General features: G+C 54.4%; 13 protein-coding genes. 8 read left to right on the forward strand and 5 right to left on the reverse strand.

Annotated features, from left to right (window positions below):
* Positions 1-245: 245 nt before the first annotated feature.
* From acs to NMC31_RS13255, 4 genes are all read left to right on the forward strand, one after another.
* Positions 246-2,204, forward strand: a complete 1,959-nt coding sequence (gene acs, locus NMC31_RS13240; protein ID WP_253898212.1) for an acetate--CoA ligase — start codon at positions 246-248, stop codon at positions 2,202-2,204.
* A gap of 136 nt (positions 2,205-2,340) precedes the next feature.
* Positions 2,341-2,655 carry a DUF485 domain-containing protein gene (locus NMC31_RS13245; RefSeq protein WP_149461804.1) on the forward strand — a complete coding sequence of 105 codons (315 nt, stop codon included), beginning with the start codon at positions 2,341-2,343 and terminating at the stop codon, positions 2,653-2,655.
* Entirely contained in the window at positions 2,652-4,301 is a 1,650-nt protein-coding gene (gene actP / locus NMC31_RS13250; RefSeq protein ID WP_149461803.1) for a cation/acetate symporter ActP, read from the forward strand. The genes NMC31_RS13245 and actP overlap by 4 nt, the downstream gene beginning before the upstream one ends.
* A 151-nt stretch (positions 4,302-4,452) precedes the next feature.
* Positions 4,453-6,891 (forward strand): DmsA/YnfE/YnfF family dimethyl sulfoxide reductase, encoded by a 2,439-nt coding sequence (locus tag NMC31_RS13255; protein WP_253898213.1) that lies wholly within the window; start codon positions 4,453-4,455, stop codon positions 6,889-6,891.
* Positions 6,892-7,101: 210 nt separating this feature from the next.
* On the opposite strand, the gene NMC31_RS13260 is transcribed toward NMC31_RS13255, so the two are convergent.
* Entirely contained in the window at positions 7,102-8,670 is a 1,569-nt protein-coding gene (locus NMC31_RS13260) for a hypothetical protein (protein WP_253898214.1), read from the reverse strand.
* Positions 8,671-8,717: 47 nt separating this feature from the next.
* Between NMC31_RS13260 and NMC31_RS13265 the strand changes: the two genes are divergently transcribed.
* Positions 8,718-10,013, forward strand: coding sequence for a Gfo/Idh/MocA family protein (locus NMC31_RS13265; protein ID WP_253898215.1), 1,296 nt, complete (start codon positions 8,718-8,720; stop codon positions 10,011-10,013).
* Between the two features lie 86 nt (positions 10,014-10,099).
* Complete coding sequence (locus NMC31_RS13270; RefSeq protein ID WP_253898216.1) at positions 10,100-11,377, forward strand: ABC transporter substrate-binding protein; 1,278 nt, start codon at positions 10,100-10,102, stop codon at positions 11,375-11,377.
* Positions 11,378-11,379: 2 nt separating this feature from the next.
* Here NMC31_RS13270 and NMC31_RS13275 read toward each other — a convergent pair whose 3' ends face one another.
* Positions 11,380-12,069, reverse strand: coding sequence for an LrgB family protein (locus tag NMC31_RS13275; RefSeq protein WP_253898217.1), 690 nt, complete (start codon positions 12,067-12,069; stop codon positions 11,380-11,382).
* The gene (locus NMC31_RS13280; RefSeq protein ID WP_015966301.1) at positions 12,062-12,472 is read right to left on the reverse strand and encodes a CidA/LrgA family protein; all 411 of its coding nucleotides are present in this window, start codon (positions 12,470-12,472) and stop codon (positions 12,062-12,064) included. Before NMC31_RS13280 ends, NMC31_RS13275 begins: the two co-directional genes overlap by 8 nt.
* Before the next feature lie 103 nt (positions 12,473-12,575).
* On the opposite strand from NMC31_RS13280, the gene NMC31_RS13285 reads away from it, so the two are divergent.
* Entirely contained in the window at positions 12,576-13,460 is an 885-nt protein-coding gene (locus tag NMC31_RS13285; RefSeq protein ID WP_253898218.1) for a LysR family transcriptional regulator, read from the forward strand.
* A 113-nt stretch (positions 13,461-13,573) separates the two neighbouring features.
* Here the strand turns inward: NMC31_RS13285 and NMC31_RS13290 are convergent, their stop codons facing one another.
* Both NMC31_RS13290 and NMC31_RS13295 read right to left on the reverse strand, forming a co-directional pair.
* Positions 13,574-15,220, reverse strand: coding sequence for a Na+/H+ antiporter (locus tag NMC31_RS13290; protein ID WP_149461797.1), 1,647 nt, complete (start codon positions 15,218-15,220; stop codon positions 13,574-13,576).
* A 150-nt stretch (positions 15,221-15,370) separates the two neighbouring features.
* On the reverse strand, positions 15,371-16,390 hold the full coding sequence (locus NMC31_RS13295) for a LacI family DNA-binding transcriptional regulator (protein WP_149461796.1): 1,020 nt from the start codon (positions 16,388-16,390) through the stop codon (positions 15,371-15,373).
* A 245-nt stretch (positions 16,391-16,635) separates the two neighbouring features.
* Here NMC31_RS13295 and NMC31_RS13300 point away from each other — a divergent pair, with 245 nt between their 5' ends.
* Positions 16,636-17,079, forward strand: a complete 444-nt coding sequence (locus NMC31_RS13300; protein ID WP_253898219.1) for a PTS sugar transporter subunit IIA — start codon at positions 16,636-16,638, stop codon at positions 17,077-17,079.
* Positions 17,080-17,145: the final 66 nt, after the last annotated feature.

A 17,145-nucleotide genomic window follows, 5' to 3' on the forward strand; every position in this document is an offset into this window, starting at 1 on the left:
CTGCATATTCTCATTAATTTCTACCAATGAGCTATTATAAGTTTTTGTTATAAATAATAATTTTTTCTCATAATTTTCATAAATAACTCATGGCAATTATTCTCCTTCAAAGAATCAAATGCACATTATTTGAACAATTCTAATAATGCGTGATCTGCCGCCCAAATAGTAAACAAAGCTCGCAATACCCCTACAATTAACTTTTTGGCGACATATTATTAACATCTTACAAGGAGAAAAAAAGCATGAGCCAAATACATAAACACACCATTCCTGCGAACATTGCAGATCGTTGCCTGATCAACCCGGAGCAATACCAGCAGAGATATCAGCTCTCTATCTCCGACCCTGATGCATTCTGGGGAGAAGAAGGCAAAATTCTCGACTGGATTAAGCCTTACACAAAGGTCAAAAACACCTCGTTTGCGCCGGGCAACATCTCCATTAAATGGTATGAAGATGGCACCCTGAACCTGGCGGCGAACTGCCTGGACAGACACCTGCAAGAGCGCGGCGATCAGACCGCCATCATCTGGGAAGGCGACGATGCCAGCCAGAGCAAAAATATTTCCTATAAAGAACTGCATCGCGACGTCTGCCGCTTCGCTAACGTTCTGCTTTCACTGGGCATTAAGAAAGGCGACGTGGTCGCTATTTATATGCCGATGGTGCCAGAAGCCGCAGTCGCGATGCTGGCCTGCGCCCGTATTGGCGCGGTGCATTCGGTTATCTTCGGCGGCTTCTCACCGGAAGCGGTAGCCGGACGTATTATCGATTCCAGCTCACGTCTGGTTATCACCGCTGACGAAGGCGTGCGTGCCGGGCGCGGGATTCCACTGAAGAAAAACGTCGATGACGCGTTGAAAAACCCGAACGTCAAGACCATCGAAAACGTGGTCGTGCTTAAGCGCACCGGCGGCAATATCGACTGGCATGAAGGCCGCGACTTATGGTGGAGCGACCTGATTGAAAAAGCTGACGACCAGCACCAACCGGAAGAGATGAATGCCGAAGATCCGCTGTTTATTCTCTACACCTCCGGTTCAACCGGCAAACCGAAAGGCGTGCTGCACACCACCGGGGGTTACCTGGTTTATGCGGCCACCACCTTCAAATATGCGTTTGATTATCATCCGGGCGACATCTACTGGTGTACCGCGGATGTGGGCTGGGTCACCGGTCACAGCTACCTGCTTTACGGCCCGCTGGCTTGCGGCGCGACTACGCTGATGTTTGAAGGCGTGCCGAACTCACCAACCCCGGCGCGTATGTGTCAGGTTGTCGATAAACACAACGTTAACATTCTTTACACCGCGCCAACGGCGATCCGCGCCCTGATGGCGGAAGGCGATAAGGCGATTGAAGGCACCGATCGCTCTTCCCTGCGCATTCTTGGTTCCGTTGGCGAGCCAATTAACCCGGAAGCGTGGGAGTGGTACTGGAAGAAAATCGGTAAAGAGAAATGCCCGGTGATCGACACCTGGTGGCAGACCGAGACCGGTGGATTCATGATTACCCCACTGCCGGGCGCGACTGAACTGAAAGCCGGTTCTGCCAGCCGCCCGTTCTTCGGTGTACAGCCTGCGTTGGTGGATAACGAAGGGAATCCGCAGCAAGGCGCAACCGAAGGTAACCTGGTGATCACCGACTCCTGGCCGGGTCAGGCACGCACGCTCTTTGGCGATCATGAACGCTTCGAGCAGACCTATTTCTCGACCTTCAAAAACATGTATTTCAGCGGTGACGGCGCGCGTCGCGACGAAGATGGCTATTACTGGATAACAGGCCGCGTGGATGACGTGCTGAATGTTTCCGGTCACCGTCTGGGTACGGCGGAAATTGAATCGGCGCTGGTATCGCATCCGAAAGTCGCGGAAGCGGCAGTGGTCGGCATTCCGCACAATATCAAAGGCCAGGCGATTTACGCTTATGTCACGCTGAATCATGGCGAAGAGCCGACGCCGGCGCTGTACACTGAAGTGCGTAACTGGGTGCGTAAAGAGATTGGCCCGCTGGCGACGCCGGACGTGCTGCACTGGACAGACTCATTACCCAAAACGCGTTCGGGCAAGATCATGCGCCGCATTCTGCGCAAGATAGCCGCGGGCGATACCAGCAACCTCGGCGACACCTCGACGCTCGCCGATCCGGGCGTGGTGGATAAACTGCTCGAAGAGAAGCAGGCGATTACTATGCCTTCATAACGCAGCCTTTCTCCCTCTCCCCGTGGGAGAGGGTCGGGGTGAGGGCCGTCATGGGCACCTTTCCCCCTCACCCTAACCCTCTCCCTCAAGGGAGAGGGAATTAAAATATCTCAACCCTACCTCTGGAGACTCTGTGATGAATGACACCATTTATCAGCGGATAGAAGACAGTGCGCGTTTCAGGGAGTTAGTCGAAAAACGGCAACGGTTTGCCACCATTCTGTCGATTATCATGCTGGTGGTTTATATCAGCTTTATCCTTTTGATTGCATTTGCGCCTGGCTGGCTGGGCACCCCGCTGCACGCGGGTACCAGCGTCACCCGAGGTATTCCTATTGGCGTGGGCGTGATTCTTATCTCCTTCGTCCTGACCGGTATTTATATCTGGCGCGCGAACGGCGAATTCGATCGTCTTAACAACGCGGTACTGCACGAGGTAAAAGCATCATGAAGCGAGTCCTGACGGCGCTTGCCGCCACACTACCCTTCGCCGCTAACGCAGCCGATGCTATCAGCGGTGCCGTACAACGCCAGCCAACCAACTGGCAGGCGATTATCATGTTTTTAATTTTCGTCGTGTTTACGCTCGGTATTACCTACTGGGCCTCTAAACGCGTACGTTCGCGTAATGACTACTACACCGCTGGCGGCAACATTACCGGTTTCCAGAACGGGCTGGCGATTGCGGGCGATTATATGTCTGCCGCCTCATTCCTCGGGATCTCCGCACTGGTCTTTACCTCCGGTTATGACGGGCTGATTTACTCTCTCGGCTTCCTGGTGGGCTGGCCCATCATTCTGTTCCTGATTGCCGAGCGCCTGCGTAACCTGGGCCGCTATACCTTTGCCGACGTGGCCTCCTATCGCCTGAAGCAGGGACCCATTCGTATTCTCTCCGCTTGTGGTTCGCTGGTGGTCGTCGCGCTGTACCTCATTGCGCAGATGGTCGGTGCGGGCAAACTGATTGAGCTGCTGTTTGGCCTGAACTATCACATCGCGGTGGTGCTGGTTGGCGTGCTGATGATGATGTACGTGCTGTTTGGCGGTATGCTCGCCACCACGTGGGTACAGATTATCAAAGCCGTGCTGCTGCTGTTTGGCGCGAGTTTTATGGCCTTTATGGTGATGAAACACGTGGGCTTCAGCTTCAATAACCTGTTCACCGAAGCAATGGCCGTGCATCCGAAAGGTGAAGCCATCATGAGCCCTGGCGGGCTGGTGAAAGATCCGATTTCCGCGTTGTCGTTGGGCCTTGGTCTGATGTTCGGTACGGCGGGGCTACCGCATATTCTGATGCGCTTCTTCACGGTCAGCGATGCCCGCGAAGCGCGTAAAAGCGTGTTCTACGCTACCGGCTTTATGGGTTACTTCTACATCCTGACCTTTATCATCGGCTTTGGCGCAATCATGCTGGTGGGGGCGAATCCGGTCTATAAAGATGCGGCAGGCGCGCTGATTGGCGGTAATAACATGGCGGCGGTTCACCTGGCAAATGCGGTCGGCGGTAACCTGTTCCTCGGCTTTATTTCCGCAGTGGCCTTCGCCACCATTCTGGCGGTCGTCGCCGGGCTGACGCTGGCAGGCGCTTCGGCGGTGTCGCACGACCTTTACGCTAACGTCTTCCGTAAAGGCGCCACCGAGCGTGAAGAGCTGCGCGTATCAAAAATCACCGTACTGGTGCTGGGCGTGATTGCTATCGTGCTGGGCGTGCTGTTTGAAAACCAGAATATCGCCTTCATGGTTGGCCTGGCGTTTGCGATTGCCGCCAGCTGCAACTTCCCAATCATCCTGCTCTCCATGTACTGGTCAAAACTGACCACCCGTGGCGCGATGATGGGCGGCTGGTTAGGCCTGCTGACAGCAGTGGTGCTGATGATTCTCGGCCCAACCATTTGGGTACAGATCCTCGGCCACGAAAAAGCCATCTTCCCGTATGAATACCCGGCGCTGTTCTCCATCACCGTGGCATTCCTGGGAATTTGGTTCTTCTCGGCAACCGACAACTCTGCTGAGGGTAACCTTGAGCGCGAACAGTTCCGCGCCCAGTTTATCCGTTCACAAACCGGCCTCGGCGTCGAGCAGGGTCGTGCGCATTAATGTTCCCTTTTCCCCGGCTTTGTGGCCGGGGAATTTGTGATTCCACGCGGTCAGGTCAATACTGAAGCCTTTTCTCAAGCGTAGTATCAGCCACTTCAATATTTCCGCTTAATTAATTATCACTGCGGATAAATATGTCGTGGAGTCACTCATGTTCACCAGACCCGAGGCAAACCGCCTTTCTCGCCGCCAGTTTATCCAAACCAGCGCAACGAGCGGACTGGCCGTTGCTGCCAGCACCCTATCTTTGCCTTTCAGTATCAAAATCGCCCTCGCGGCAGATGATAACTGCAACGCATCAGTAGAAGAAAAAACGGTATGGGGAACCTGCTCAGTCAATTGTCATAGCCGTTGCGCACTGCGACTCCACGTACGCAATAATGAGGTTTATCAGGTAGAAACGGATAACACGGGTGATGATAGCTACGGAAACCAACAGGTGCGTGCATGCCTGCGAGGGCGATCCATCCGTCGACGAATGAATCATCCAGATCGTCTCAACTACCCAATGAAACGCGTCGGAGCACGCGGAGAGGGTAAATTTGAGCGTATAAGTTGGGATGAAGCACTTGAGATGATGGCCAGCAATCTGCAACGTATCGTCAAAACCTGGGGCAACGAATCCGTCTGGATCAATTACTCATCCGGTATCAAGGGAGGCAATATCACGCTTTGCTCCCCTAACAACTCTTTGGTTAGCCGTTTGATGAACTGCTATGGAGGTTATCTGAGTCAGTATGGGTCGTACAGCCAGTCGCAGGTCACCTGCGCCATGACCTATACCTTTGGTAGCAACGACGGCAATAGTATGTCGGATATCGAGAATAGCAAGCTGGTGGTGCTTTTCGGCAATAACCCGGCAGAGACCCGTATGAGTGGTAGTGGCGTCACCTACTACCTTTCCCAGGCCCGGGAACGGTCGAAAGCGCGCATGATCGTTATTGATCCCCGTTATACCGATACGGCCGCCGGACGAGAAGATGAATGGATCCCGATCCGCCCTGGTACGGATGCTGCGCTTGCCGCAGGTATTGCCTGGGTGCTGATCGTTGAGAATCTTGTCGATCAGGCATTTCTCGACACCTATTGCGTTGGCTACGATGAAACGACGTTGCCGAAGGGTGCGCCTGAAAACGGGCACTATAAAGCCTATATTCTGGGCGAAGGCGATGATGCAACAGCAAAAACCCCCCAGTGGGCATCGAAAATCACGGGCATTCCTGTGGAAAGGATTATCAAACTGGCACGAGAAATTGGCAGTACCAAACCCGCTTTTATCTCGCAAGGTTGGGGGCCGCAGCGACAGGCAAACGGCGAGCTCACAACTCGGGCCATCGCTATGCTACCGATCCTAACGGGCAATGTCGGTATTCATGGTGGCAATAGCGGCGGACGTGAAACCTCTTATATTCTAAAAATGAACGCCATGCCGGTACTGAAGAATCCGGTAAAAACAAAAATATCCTGCTTTTCATGGACCGATGCCATCGTTCGCGGCCCGCAGATGACAGCGCTCAAAGACGGCGTGAAAGGTAAAGATAAGCTGGATGTCCCCATCAAATTTATCTGGAACTACGCAGGGAATACGCTGGTCAATCAGCACTCCGACATCAACCGAACCCACGATATCCTGCAAGACACATCGAAATGCGAAATGATTGTGGTCATCGAGAACTTTATGACCTCTTCGGCAAAATATGCCGACCTGCTATTACCCGATCTCATGACCGTCGAGCAGGAAGACATCATTTCCAATGACTATACCGGCAATATGGGCTACCTGATTTTTAGCCAACCCGCCACTACGCCTAAATTTGAGCGTAAACCGATTTACTGGATTATGGGGGAACTGGCAAAACGGCTCGGTCCTGATATTTATCAGCGATTTACAGAAGGGCGAAGTCAGTCTGAATGGCTTCGTTATCTCTATGATCAAACGCGCGAAAAAGATACCGAACTGCCGGAATTTGAGGCGCTGAAAGCGATGGGGATCTACAAACGACGAGATCCAAAAGGTCATCATGTCGCCTATCAGAAATTCAGAGAAGATCCTCAAGCCAATCCTCTCAAAACACCCAGCGGTAAAATAGAGATCTACTCCTCGGCACTCGCGGATATCGCCAACACATGGCAACTGGAACGCGATGAAACCATCAGTCCACTGCCGGTTTATGCTTCCACGTTTGAAGGCTGGGACGATCCGTTACGCAAAACCTATCCGTTACAGATGTTTGGTTTCCACTATAAGGGAAGGACCCACTCCTCCTACGGCAATGTGGATGTGCTGGCAGAAGCCTGTCGACAGGAAGTGTGGCTAAACCCCATTGATGCACAGAAACGCGGGGTAAAAAGCGGGGATGAGGTCCGCGTTTTCAATACCCGAGGAGAGCTTTATGTCACCGTTAAAGTAACGCCCCGAATTATGCCTGGCGTCGCGGCGATGGGTGAAGGAGCATGGCATCAAGCCAATATGTGGGGAGACAGAATCGATCACGGTGCGTGTATGAATACACTCACTACTCAGCGACCATCCCCTCTCGCGAAAGGCAACCCGCAGCACACCAATCTGGTCGAGATCGTAAAACGCTAGCACAATTCCGGGCCTGGTCAGCCCGGGAAGTGATCACACTTTCCGCCTCTTCTGGTGATAACAATCACCTTTTAAGACAGAAGAAAAGCGATCTTCATCACACTGTTTTCTCTGAAGATGCCAGGCATATCACACAATTTACGCCTGGAGAAAATCCTCCCCACCAGGGTCTCCACATAGAGACGACACCGCAACGCCAACGCCCTATTCTTACCTCATCGACAAACTGTAAGCGAAACGACTCAGACGTTCAGGATTCAACAGCATAGGCAAAAACAGCGGACTGCCCGCGGGTGGCGTTTCCAGCCAGCGGTCGAGCGTGTCGGCATAGCGCAGCAGCGCGTTTTGCTGTTCAGCCATTTCGCTGGCGGAAGGCTCGCTACCGTAATGATCGTGCCAGGTGAGCAGCGTCACGCTGGCGGCGACGCTGGAAAACATCTGGCCGTAGACTTCGGCGCTACGCCAGGCGGCGAGCAGTTGTTCCAGTGAATCGTTCGGGCAAGTGATGCGCGGCATCAGTTCCCGCAGGCTCTGTACGGCGTTGGCGGCGAGGAAGCAGGCGGTCTCTTTCTCAAGGGCGATCAGCTCGCGCTGCTCATTGCCAAGCGCCGGGTCATCGGTGGGCATCAGCGGCTGGTACGCCTGCATCCAGTTGGCGCTGCGGGTGTCCATGTGCAGCAGTTGTTGCGCCTGAGAAAGGCTTTCGGGGATCTGGCTTTGATAGTGCATACGCCGTCCCAGCAGGTTAGGCGTTTTGCACAGCCAGTCATAGCTGGTGTGCAGCAATGTAGCGAGGCGTTTTTTATCCTGCGACGACCGGAAACGAAGCTGCTGCTGTTCAGCCCAGCGTTCGAAGGTGGAGGGCGCGCCCTCCTGAAGTTGATTCGCCGCCGACAGGCCGAGCAGATTGATGGCGTTGACGGAGTCCATCACCCGGCTGTCGGGTAACCACTGCCAGCTGACGCGGGAAGTGATGGCTTCAACTTCGTTTTCCGCCACGCTCAGCGCCCAGCTCAGGCGACCGCTGATTTCATCTGCGAGATAGCACGGCAGCGCCGTCCAGCCGTAGCCGGTGCCGAAGAGGTCAAACTCGATCCACTTATTGTGGCCGGGCAGCGTGGCGATATTGGGATGGTTGGCGAAGCCGGGGTGGTAATCCAGCTCGGTGGCTTTGATGGAGGCACGCACGTCGCCCGGCAGGGTCGCGAGAATGCTCGAGAGCTGCTGGCGCGGCCAGCTGTCATCGATAAAGTCGCGCAGTACCAGCTTCTTGCCCTGCCCGCGCAGCAGGCTCCAGACGGAATGCAGGCTGCGCTGCCAGCCGGAAGTCTGAAACGCAGGCGTTGTCAGGCTGAGAATTAAACCGCTCAGGTGCGGCAACGCCTGCAATAACGGATGCATGATTGCCGCATAAAATTGCGGCCAGAAATCGGGTGCGCTTTTTTCATCAAATGCCAGCTCGGGAAATTTGCGCTTGATAATGTCATCCGTCGGTGCCGCTTCACCCTGAAGCCAGAAGGATAAATTATTGTCGGCCAGATAACGGTCAACGCGTTTTAAATACAGCAGCGCGTAATTTTGCTGATGAATAAGGTTCTCGACATTCAGTTTCTGACTCAATGGCGAGGGCGTAGCCAAAATAGAAAGCAGTTCCTGTTGGTGCAGGATTATCCCGGTGAAACCATGCTGTTTCGCACTCTGCACGCCCTGAACAAACCAGGGCCAGTGCCAGATAAAGGTGCTATTCAGTTCCATCAACTGGTGGGGAATACGTTTCATCGCGACATCCTGCCATTATTTGGTCGTTTATCATAATCGAGGACACAATGAAAAAATATGCGCTGGTCGGCACGGGAGGACGTGCGGGTTTATATATTTCAGCTATCGGCGGTCAATGGCGCGAAAATGCCAAACTGGTGGCCTTTTGCGATACCAATCAGACGCGCATGAATTACGCCAATACGCTGCTACAAAAAGAAGGCGCTGAGCCCGTTTCCACCTGGAAAGCCGCGCAGTTTGAAGAGATGATCTGTGAAACCCGCCCGGACATTATTATCGTCACCACCATGGATCGCACGCATGACGACTATATCGTGCGGGCGCTGCACGCGGGTTGTGATGTGATCACCGAAAAACCGATGACCATTGATGAAAAGCGCGCCCTGCGCATTCTGGACGCCATCGAAGAAACCGGCCATACCGTGCGCGTGGCATTCAACTATCGTTATGCGCCGCATCATAGCAAGGTGCGCGAACTGCTGATGCAGGGCGTGATTGGTCAGGTCACATCAGTGCACTTCGAGTGGCTGCTCAACACCGAACACGGGGCAGACTATTTCCGTCGCTGGCACCGCGAAAAACGCAACTGCGGCGGCCTGCTGGTGCATAAATCAACCCATCACTTCGACCTGATGAACTTCTGGCTGGCAAGCTACCCGGAACGCGTTTACGCCGAAGGCAGCCTGCAATTCTACGGCAAAGAGAACGCCGAAAAACGCGGCGTGACGCAGTTCTATCCACGAACGCATGGCTACACGGAAGCGAAAAATGATCCGTTTGCGCTGGAAATGGCGGAAAACGCACAGCTAAAAGCGCTCTATCTGGACGCCGAACATGAAGATAACTATTTCCGCGACCAGAGTGTCTTCAGTGACGGCATCACCATCGAAGACACGATGTCAGTGCTGGTGAAATACCAGAACCAGGTGCAGCTCACCTACTCCCTGAACGCTTACTTACCGTGGGAAGGGCTGAATGTGGTGTTCAACGGTACCGAAGGGCGTCTGGAGATGAAAATCATCGAGAAATCCTACGTCAACGCGGGCGGTAAACGCGAGAACGAAGGCAGCCTGGAGCTGTGTGATATCACCGTCTTCCCGATGTTTGCCGAGCCGTGGAAAGCGGATTTCACCCTTGGCGAAGGCGGCCACGGCGGTGGCGATAACGCCATGCTGGCGGATCTGTTTGGCGTACCGGGCAACGACCCGCTACAACGCGCCGCCGACCACCGGGCCGGGGCGATGTCCATTCTCACCGGAATTGCCGGGAATATTTCGATGCAGCAGCAGCGCCCGGTCAATTTTAAAGAGTTTGAACTCGTTTCTCGCCTGACCAAACGTTAATCACTACGGCGCGGCGACCTGCCGCGCCAATACCTCTGGTTAGTATTTTGCTGTTACTCACCTGCTTCTCTGTTTCGGAGTCGATAATGAATAAAATAGCTACAGGTGTTATCGCAACCCTTTTAATGTCCTGCACCACCGCCTGGGCGCAGCCCGTGGAATTACGCATGTCCTGGTGGGGCGGCAACAGCCGTCATCAGTCAACGTTAAAGGCTATCGCCGCGTTTGAACAAAAATACCCCGATATAAAAGTAAAGGCGGAATATACCGGCTGGGATGGCCATCTTTCGCGTTTAACCACGCAAATGGCGAGCGGTACCGAGCCCGATGTCATGCAAACCAACTGGCCGTGGCTGATTATTTTCTCTAAAAATGGCGAAGGCTATTACGATTTAAATAAGCTGAAAGAGGTGCTGGATTTAGCGCAGTACGCGCCGGGCGATCTCAATTCCACCACCGTGAAAGGTAAACTTAATGGTCTACCGATTTCGGTGAATGCCCCGGTGTTTTATTACAACGATGTCACCTGGAAAAAAGCGGGGCTGACATATCCAAAGAACTGGGATGAACTTTTTGCTGCGGGGAAAACCTTTCGCAGCACGTTAGGGGAAAACTATTATCCGTATGCGATGGTTGATCAGGATGTTATTTTACTGCTCAACGCGTGGATGATGCAGAAATACGGCAAGCCGATGTTTGATTCCAGTGGAAAATTCACCTGGAATGACGCGCAGTGGCAAGAGGCCTTTTCTTTTGTGAAACGTCTCAGCGACGATCACGTTATTCCAGGGCCAAAAACGATGTCCTCTTATGGCAAAGGCAATCTCTATGAGATGAAGCCGTGGATCACCGGCGAATGGGGAGGTACGTTTACATGGAATATTTCTATTCGCATGTATATCAATAACATGACACCGCCCGCTCAACTGGTGTTAGGCGATTATGTTATGCAGCCGGGAGCACGTGATTCTGGTGTCTATTTTAAAACCGCGCAGATGTTCTCCGTGTCGAAATCGACCCGTCATCCTCAGGAAGCCGCAACGCTTATCAACTTCCTGCTGAATGATCCGCAGGCGGTGGAAGCATTGGGGCTGGAGCGCGGTATTCCGTTAAGCAAAACCGCAGAGAAAATATTGACCGACAATGGCACGATTGATCCGAACGACCCGGTCGTTGCCGGGCTGCGCCAGGCACAATCATTACCCACAACCGCCGTTGCGACACCTTACATTGAGGATTTACAGGTGGTGGATCAGTTCACCGCGGCGCGCGAAAAAATGGATCATGGCGGCCAAACGCCTGCCCAGGTTGCCGTCACATTCCGCCAGCAGGTTGAGCGTATTGTTCGGCGGTTGAACCGTTAATTTTAAAACATCATCCAACCCACCAGCGGGGCGACCAACACCATCACCACGCCTGACAGCATCATCACCAGGCTTGCCACCACGCCCTCCTGCGGGCCGAGCTCGTAGGAGCGCGCGGTTCCGGCGCCGTGCGATGCAGCGCCAAATCCTGCGCCTTTTGCCATACCTTCACGAATGGAGAGGCGTAAAAACAGCACATCGCCAATCGCCATACCAAAGACACCGGTCACTACCACAAACAACGCCACCAGATCCGGCTGTCCGCCGAGCGGTTTAGCCGCCGCCAGCGCGAACGGCGTGGTTACCGAGCGCACCGCCAGGCTGCGCTGAATTTCATCGGGCAACGTAAACAGACGCGCCAGCCATACGGAACTGGTCACCGCCACCACCGTTGCGGTAATCACCCCGGCAGACAGCGACATCCAGTGTCGCTTGATGATCGCCAGATTGTCATACACCGGTACGGCAAACGCGATGGTCGCCGGGCCCAATAGCCACAGCAGCCAGTGCGCTTCACCCATATAGTTTTGATAGGAGATATGACCGAACACCAGCATGAGCACCAGCAGAACTGGCGTTAACACCAAAGGCATCAGCGGCAGTTTGCGAAAGCGGCGATAGAGTCGCTTGTTGGCGAAATAGAGCACCAGCGTAATCGCCAGACACAGCACGCTCAGTTGAAAGTTACTCATGACGCATCCGCTTCAGTTCGTAACGATAGACTTTATCCACCACCCAGGCCGTCGCTCCGAGCACCATCATGGTGCTGAGCGCAATCACCAGGAAAATACGCCAGCCATCGACCATCAGCAGTTGCGCATAATTCACCACCGCCACCACAGCGGGCACGAAGAAGAGCAGCATTTCCGCCAGCAGCCAGCGCGAGCCCGCGCGCACCCACTTCAGCGGCACAATATGGCAGACAATCAGCGCCAGCATCAGCACCATCCCCACCAGGTTGGCGGGCAGCGGCAGATTCAGCCAGTTCACCAGATATTCAGCAAAAACAAAGAGCCCCGCGTACAGAATGACCTGCACCGGCACCTGAAGACGTTGCAAAACGGAGGGCATCACGCGCCCTAAGGCCTCGGCCATGAAAGGAGTGTCCAGAAAAAATCAGAGACGCACAGTATAGTGAGCGTACGAGGATGGCAGAAATGAATTAAACTCATCGCAGGTATAGTTTCGAGGCATAATCATGGACATCAGAACGCTGCGCTATTTCGTTGAAGTGGTACGTCAGCAAAGCTTTACCCGCGCGGCGGAGAAACTCTTCGTTACGCAGCCCACCATCAGCAAGATGCTGAAAAACCTGGAAGATGAACTCAACAGCACCCTGCTCATCCGCGACGGACGCAAATTGCTGCTCACCGATACCGGGCAAGTCGTATTTGAACGCGGGCTGGTGATCCTCGATGAATTCCGCCAACTGGAAGCCGAACTGACCGATATCAACCACCTCAACAAAGGCCAGTTGCGCCTCGGCATCCCGCCAATGGTCGGCATGATGATGGCCGGGCCCATCAGCCTTTTTCGCCAGCGCTACCCCGGCGTAGAACTCAAAGTGTCCGAATTCGGCGGGCTGACGGTGCAGCAGGCGGTGATGAACGGCGAGCTGGATTTAGCCATGACCGCGCTGCCGGTGGAAGAAGAGAGCGGCCTTGCGACGTTGCCGCTATTCAGCCACCCGCTTTGCGTGCTGGTTCCCCGTTCCGGCGAGTGGCTGGAACAGTCCTCAGTTTCTCCGGAGCAGCTCGCAGCACATCCTTTGCTTATCTATAACGAAGATTTCGCCTTGAGCCGTCAGTTGATGCATCTGTTTAATCAACACAACGTGAAGCCGCGTATCGCGGTGCGCAGCGGCCAATGGGATTTCCTCGCGGCGATGGTCCAGGCGGGTGTCGGCGTGGCGATTTTGCCGGAGCCGATTTGCGAAAGGCTGGATGCGAAAACGCTGCGCTGGCTGCCGCTCGAGAGCGAACTGCACTGGCAACTGGGCATGATTTGGCGCGAAGGCGTGTATTTGTCGCACAGCGCTCAGGCGTGGCTGAAGTGCTGTGAGGGGTTTTGGTTACCGAAGTAGGCAACCCTCACCCTAACCCTCTCCCACAGGGAGAGGGAACCGCTCGCAGATAAATGACAGAACAGCGCCGGTTGTCTCCCTCTCCCTGTGGGAGAGGGCCGGGGTGAGGGGCATCACTCACCTTCAATCAACAGCGCTTCCAGCAAATCAAGGTCATGCAGCAATTTCTGCAATGTCTCGTTACTGATCTGCCGCGTCGCACGCAGGTGATACAACTCCCCGCGCTCTGAACGCAGCGCCGCCAGGCGGAAACGACGTTCCAGTTGCTCTTCCAGCATGGACGTTTCGACGTCATTACGCCCATCGGCGCGGCGACGCAGGTTACCAATGACGCGGGAACTGACTTCCGTCAGCAACTGGTTATCAATGTTCTCCTGGGTATCTGCCGCCAGTCGCTCTTCCATCTTCTGAATCGCGACAATCGCCACTTCCGCCGTTGCAGACCGGGCCAGACGCTCCTCTTTTTGCTGCTGTGGCAGGTCACGAACTTCAACGTGGCGCAGCAGAATTGGCAGCATAATCACGCCGACAAACAGTGAGAAGAGAATGACGCCCGCCGACAGGAACACCAGCTCATAACGTGCCGGGAAGACGTTGCCATCAGGCAGCAGCAGCGGGATGGAGAGCACACCGGCAAGGGTTATCGCCCCGCGCACGCCGGCGAAGGAGGCAATGGCCAGCTCGCGCGTTGACCAGCTCCCGAACTCCATCGGTTTTTTCTTCAGGAAGCGTTGGCTGAAGCGCTGCATCGTCCACAGCCAGCCAAAGCGCACCAGCATCAGCGCCGCATAAATCAGCAGAATATCGGTAAACAGCATCCAGATTTCAACGTTCGGATCGGCTTCTGCAGCCACCAGCGAGGTCTCAAGAATGCCCGGTAATTGCAGGCCCAACAGCAGGAACACCATGCCGTTAAACACGAACTCCAGCATCGCCCAGGTGCTGTTGGCACGCAGACGCATTGCCAGCGGCGCGGTACGCATCACGCCAGAACGGGTGATGGTCATCCCCGCAGCCACCGCCGCCAGGATGCCGGATACGCCGACGTGTTCCGCAATCAGATAAGACGCGAACGGCAGCAGGAACAGCAGTACGATTTGCGTTGCCGGCTCATCGCCGCCCCAACGGCTGAGGAAGCGCAGCGAGCGACCATATAGCCAGCTCACCACAAAACCGGCCAGGATGCCGCCAATCGCCACTTTCATAAATTCCAGCGTCGCGCCGCCAACGGTAAAGACCATCGTGCCCATGGCAACCGCCACGGCAAATTTTAGCGAGACCAGGCCCGAAGCGTCGTTCATTAACGCTTCGCCCTGCAAGATACCCATGATTTTCTTCGGAATGCGCCCTTCACCAACAATGCCGGAGAGCGCCACCGCATCGGTCGGCGACAGCACCGCCGCCAGCGCGAACGCAGGCACCAGTGGGATCCCCGGCACCAGCCAGTAAATCAGGAAACCAATACCAACTACCGTTACCAGCACCAGCGCAAGGGCCAGGCCGAGGATTTCGCGCCCGTGTTCAAGGAACTCGCGGGTCGGCGTTTTCCAGCCATCGGCGAACAGCAGCGGCGGAATAAACAGAACGAGGAACAGCTCCGGGTCGAACTCCACGTGAAGGCCGAAGGTCGGCCACGCCAGCAGCGCACCGATGGCGATCTGCATCAGCGGCAGTGGCACCTGAAATGGCAAGACACGGGTTACAACCCCGGAGAGCGAGACCACGAGGGTCATGATGAGTATGGTGAAGAATATTTCCATGCGATCCCTGTTTGCAGCGTTGTCTTATTATGTGGAACGTAAAATATGAAGCGTCATGCCTCTGTATCATACGCATACCAGAGTAACGCAAAAGGAAACGAGACGATCCTTAAAATGAAAAATCGACCGGTAAAAAAATGCGAAAAATCATTAACAGCTGTCGCGCTGGCACAACCTTGAGGTAATCGTAGCTTTCGGGCTCCAGTCGTTGTCGCTCAGTCGCGCGAGTAACGCTTTTCCGGCATCCGCGCCAATTTTTCGATGCGGCACAGCCATGGTGGTGAGGGGTGGCTGACACACCCGGCTCACATCGCTGTCGCCAAATCCAACAACCGCGAGATCTTCCGGCACTTTAATACGCCGACGCTGACACTCATACAGCACACCGCAGGCCAGCTCATCCGATTCACACACCAGCGCGTCCAGTTCCGGCCAGGCCAGCAGAAATTCCGGAAGCTGCGCTGCACCGGTGGAAAACGTGGGCGACGACGCCGCGTTAATGACGCGATCCGGGGAACGGTGATGACGCAACATCGCCTTGTACCAGCCCTGCAGGTGCTGTTGAAACACCCATTTCTCCTGATTGGCGCAGAGTAAGCCTATATTTTGATAGCCTCGCGTAATCAGCATCTCGGTCAGTTCAAACATCGCAGCAGCATGGTCAATGCCAATATTCATATCAATAGGATCGGCACGCACCGCGCCAATCTCCATCACCGGAATCGACGCATTTTGCAGCCAGTTGCGCACGTTTTCACTGTGTTCGACGCTCAGCAGTACCGCCGCCGCGATATTGGAAGCCAGCAGGGTTTCCAGCAGTTTTTCTTCCTGCTCCGGCTGATGCTGAGACTCCGCCAGCATGATTTGATAGCCCGCCGGTTGCAGCACCTGTTGTAAACCCGCAAACATTTCTGAGCAGCCGAATTCGCTAAGATGCGGCACGACCATCGCGATCGTCCACGATGAGGCGGAAGCCAACGCGCTGGCCGCCAGATTCGGCACATAGCCAAGCTCCTGAACAGCGGCTTCAATTTTCTCGCGTAACTTATCCGATACCGCCTCGGGCGTTCGCAGGGCCCGGGATACGGTCATTGTACCAACCCCTGCCAGCTGGGCGACGTCGGCCAGCGTAACCTTTCCCGTACTGCGTCGTTTTCGGGTTATCGACATTTGAATTCCTGAGTAAACGCTATGTTATTAGAGAGTTAGCGATCATTTTTTCTTCACATGTTGGGCAGTATACGCCGGAAATCCACAATTTTGCTGTGAATTGATGCGCCCCGATTTGATAGCGCTATCACAATTTCCAATGATACATTTTGATAGCGCTATCTTTGTGACAACCATCACGGTTACCAACTTCGCCGTTGAATAAAGTTTGCTCATTCCACACATCCCGTTGCAGGAGAATCCATGTGCTGAACCAATGGCTGAACGACACCACCATTGCACTAAAAGATGAGGTTGAAAGCTGGCCTCAGGCGCTGGAGATTTGTGCTCAGCCGCTGCTTAAGTCAGGGATTATCGAGCCCGGTTACGTGACGGCGATAATCCAGCAGCATCAAAAGTTAAGCCCCTATTACGTCCTGGCGCCCGGTCTGGCAATGCCGCACGCCCGCCCCGAAGAAGGTGCTCACGCAATAGGATTGTCATTGCTGAAATTACAGCGCGGTGTGGCGTTCGGGGCCGATGAATTTGATCCGGTAGATGTGATTATCATGCTCGCGGCCCCCGATAAGCACAGCCATATTGAAATGATTTCTGCGCTTGCCGAGCTTTTTTCCAGCGAAGACGATCTCGCATTGCTGCATCAGGCGAAAACATTAGAGGAGATTACAACCATTATTTCCCGTTTCTGATTTTATTTTTTCTCCGTTTTACATGCTCACGATCTCTCCTGACATCGTGCGCCCGTACTCTACTCA

Origin of the sequence: Pseudocitrobacter vendiensis, assembly GCF_943590815.1 — a bacterium.
GTDB classification, from domain to species: domain Bacteria; phylum Pseudomonadota; class Gammaproteobacteria; order Enterobacterales; family Enterobacteriaceae; genus Pseudocitrobacter; species Pseudocitrobacter vendiensis.

Coding starts and splice junctions, on each gene's coding strand:
- acs (WP_253898212.1), top strand. CDS start 246: ATGAGCCAAATACATAAACACACCATTCCTGCGAACATTGCAGATCGT.
- NMC31_RS13245 (WP_149461804.1), top strand. CDS start 2,341: ATGAATGACACCATTTATCAGCGGATAGAAGACAGTGCGCGTTTCAGG.
- actP (WP_149461803.1), top strand. CDS start 2,652: ATGAAGCGAGTCCTGACGGCGCTTGCCGCCACACTACCCTTCGCCGCT.
- NMC31_RS13255 (WP_253898213.1), top strand. CDS start 4,453: ATGTTCACCAGACCCGAGGCAAACCGCCTTTCTCGCCGCCAGTTTATC.
- NMC31_RS13260 (WP_253898214.1), bottom strand. CDS start 8,670: ATGAAACGTATTCCCCACCAGTTGATGGAACTGAATAGCACCTTTATC.
- NMC31_RS13265 (WP_253898215.1), top strand. CDS start 8,718: ATGAAAAAATATGCGCTGGTCGGCACGGGAGGACGTGCGGGTTTATAT.
- NMC31_RS13270 (WP_253898216.1), top strand. CDS start 10,100: ATGAATAAAATAGCTACAGGTGTTATCGCAACCCTTTTAATGTCCTGC.
- NMC31_RS13275 (WP_253898217.1), bottom strand. CDS start 12,069: ATGAGTAACTTTCAACTGAGCGTGCTGTGTCTGGCGATTACGCTGGTG.
- NMC31_RS13280 (WP_015966301.1), bottom strand. CDS start 12,472: ATGGCCGAGGCCTTAGGGCGCGTGATGCCCTCCGTTTTGCAACGTCTT.
- NMC31_RS13285 (WP_253898218.1), top strand. CDS start 12,576: ATGGACATCAGAACGCTGCGCTATTTCGTTGAAGTGGTACGTCAGCAA.
- NMC31_RS13290 (WP_149461797.1), bottom strand. CDS start 15,220: ATGGAAATATTCTTCACCATACTCATCATGACCCTCGTGGTCTCGCTC.
- NMC31_RS13295 (WP_149461796.1), bottom strand. CDS start 16,390: ATGTCGATAACCCGAAAACGACGCAGTACGGGAAAGGTTACGCTGGCC.